Source organism: Pseudoalteromonas ostreae (genome assembly GCF_018069805.1).
Classification (GTDB): Bacteria; Pseudomonadota; Gammaproteobacteria; order Enterobacterales; family Alteromonadaceae; genus Pseudoalteromonas; species Pseudoalteromonas ostreae.
Genome location: NZ_JAGPYN010000051.1, coordinates 1 through 2,365, shown reverse-complemented (window position 1 = coordinate 2,365; position 2,365 = coordinate 1). Strand labels below are relative to the sequence as shown.

Sequence of the window (2,365 nt, the reverse complement as noted above, 5' to 3'; positions counted from 1 at the left end):
GTAAGCGTATAGCTAACGACACCTAGCCTTGCTTAATATTCCAAGGTAGCAGTGGCTCAAGGTTATTTGGCTGCTCTGCAATATGTTGCAAGCACGTTGAGATGTAGTCATGCACTACAAGATCATTTGCCTTTGCGGTTTCAACAAGGCTATAGAGTATGGCGCTGGCATGTGCACCATTGCTGGTATTTGAGAACAACCAGTTTTTTCGCCCTATTACGAACGGTTTTATAGCTCGCTCTGCACGGTTGTTATCAATACTGAGCCTGCCATCATCTAGGTATCGCCGAAATTTCTCAAACTGATTTATCGCATAGGTAATTGCTTCACCTAGCGCCATTTTAGGTGGGATTTTATCTTTATGCTTTATCAACCATTGATACAATTCATCAACGATTGGTTTGGCTTTTCTCTGCCTAATCTTGAACTTTTCATCGTGCGATTTATCTTTGATGGCTTGCTCAATACCGTAGAGCTTGCGAATAAGGTTTAGTGCTACATCTGCTTTGACGGTTTTTTTATTATTGCCTTTAGCCTCGATGAATTTACGGCGCATATGGGCTAAGCACGCAACCAGTGTTGCATTCGTTTGCTCGTAAGCCTTGTAGCCGTCAACGTGCATGTAGCCTTCGTAACCATCAAGGAAATCAACCGCACAGTGGCCTGCGCGACTGTTATGGTAATCAAACAGGACAATATTAGTGCCTTTACCCTGCTTATCATCGCCACAACAATACAGCCACATATAGCTGGTCGCTTTCTCTGCGTTAATAACGTTTAACGAGGTTTCATCGCCATGAATAACCGCTTGAGATAACAAGATTTCTTTTAAACACTGATAGAGCGGTGACAACAATTCAGCACAGCGTAACATCCAGCTCGACATGGTTTGCCTGCTCAACTCAATACCGATATCAGAAAATAACGTTTCTTGGCGATAAAGCGGTAAGCCAAACTGGTATTTACACATGATTATTTGGCTCAGCAGGCTGGGCGTTGCGATGCTTTTTGGAATGACTGTTGCGGGCATTTTTGCGGTTTTCACCACACTTTCAATGCCTTCTCGCTCACAGTGACGGCACGTATATTTTGGACGAATGGTTTTGATGACTTTGATATGCGCTGGCACAAATTCGAGTGCTTCACTGCTGCTTTCACCCATTTTGTGAAGGGGGCTTTGACAGCAATCACACTTTTTATCACCTTCATCAAGGTCAACAACGACCTCAACTCGGGGTAACTGAGCCGGCAGTGGGCGGCGTTTCGGTTTGGCTTTTTCTGTCTTTACTGAGGCCGATGTGGCCAATAGCGCTTTATCATGTTCATCAAGAATGTCTTCTGCTTCATTGAATACTTCGCCTGCACCCGGCATCTTTTCAGATTTTTTGGCGTACTCTTTGGCTAGTTTCGCGTTATAAGCTTGTAGCAATTCGTGAATTTGCGCGTCTTTTTCAGCTAACTTTTCATCCATATGCTGTTGCAACTCAAGCACCATGCGCTTGAGTTGTACAGGATCGTCAGGTAATGAGTGTGCATCAATTTTCATGTTCGCAATTTAACAGAATTTGACGGTGTTTTCTTGCTTGACGCAAAGATAAAACAGACGGTGTGGCAACGATCATTTACTGCCAATATGATCGATTAGATCATCGATTGATACCGCAACTCTTCATGGCCAAGCACATCATATCCCGACAACAACCAATCCAGTTGCTCTGGACTGAGCTCAAATTCTTGCAGACTGGCTTTGTTTGGCCATTTGAACTTTTGCTTTTCTAATCGCTTGTACCACAAAGCAAACCCCGTTTTATCCCAGTAAACCAGCTTGAGTTTATCCTTCGCTTTGTTGCAAAATAAAAATAAAGCGCCAGTATAGGCATCACGTTCAAGCTCACCCTCAACGATTGCGACCAGACCATCAATGGATTTTCGAAAATCCACAGCATCGCGGTGTAAGTAAATACACTTTGGTTCAACAAACATTTTCATAAGGCAAGCTCACGTAATAATTGACTCAAATAGGCGACAGGCATTGTGGGTGGTAAGCTAATTTTTACGCTGCCGATAGCAAGCGTGATCGGCTGTTGCTGTTCAGTGGGGGCGACGTGTTTAGTGACTTTTGCTTGAACAAAACTACCGGATTCAGTATTAAGCTTACTTCGTGCCGCATAAAAGCTTGTTTTTGATAAGGCATGTTGCTGGCAAAACTCAGTAATAGTTAAATCGCTGGCTTGTTGTTCTTCGATAATGTTGCGCCACTGCTCAAGGCTACGCATTTTTCTCATGGCTATCTCCTCATTGAAATTCGGAAATAGCTTAATCATTTTGACGAGTGACTGGCAGGTGCATTTTGCTAGACGCTTAC

3 protein-coding genes are annotated in these 2,365 nt (G+C 43.5%); all 3 read right to left on the bottom strand.

Features of this window, described 5'->3' with window-relative positions; genetic code table 11:
* Positions 1-22 precede the first annotated feature (22 nt).
* The 3 genes from tnpC to tnpA all read right to left on the bottom strand — a co-directional run bounded on the left by tnpC (position 23) and on the right by tnpA (position 2,285).
* Positions 23-1,546, bottom strand: a complete 1,524-nt coding sequence (gene tnpC, locus J7338_RS20425) for an IS66 family transposase (protein WP_210798810.1) — start codon at positions 1,544-1,546, stop codon at positions 23-25.
* A 95-nt stretch (positions 1,547-1,641) separates the two neighbouring features.
* Positions 1,642-1,989 carry an IS66 family insertion sequence element accessory protein TnpB gene (gene tnpB, locus J7338_RS20420; RefSeq protein ID WP_210798809.1) on the bottom strand — a complete coding sequence of 116 codons (348 nt, stop codon included), beginning with the start codon at positions 1,987-1,989 and terminating at the stop codon, positions 1,642-1,644.
* A complete protein-coding gene (gene tnpA, locus J7338_RS20415; RefSeq protein WP_210798808.1) occupies positions 1,986-2,285 on the bottom strand; it encodes an IS66 family insertion sequence element accessory protein TnpA in 300 nt (99 codons plus the stop codon). Before tnpA ends, tnpB begins: the two co-directional genes overlap by 4 nt.
* Positions 2,286-2,365: the final 80 nt, after the last annotated feature.

Excerpts from the sequence above, each read along its gene's own strand:
- tnpC (WP_210798810.1), bottom strand. The coding sequence starts at position 1,546 with ATGAAAATTGATGCACACTCATTACCTGACGATCCTGTACAACTCAAG.
- tnpB (WP_210798809.1), bottom strand. The coding sequence starts at position 1,989 with ATGAAAATGTTTGTTGAACCAAAGTGTATTTACTTACACCGCGATGCT.
- tnpA (WP_210798808.1), bottom strand. The coding sequence starts at position 2,285 with ATGAGAAAAATGCGTAGCCTTGAGCAGTGGCGCAACATTATCGAAGAA.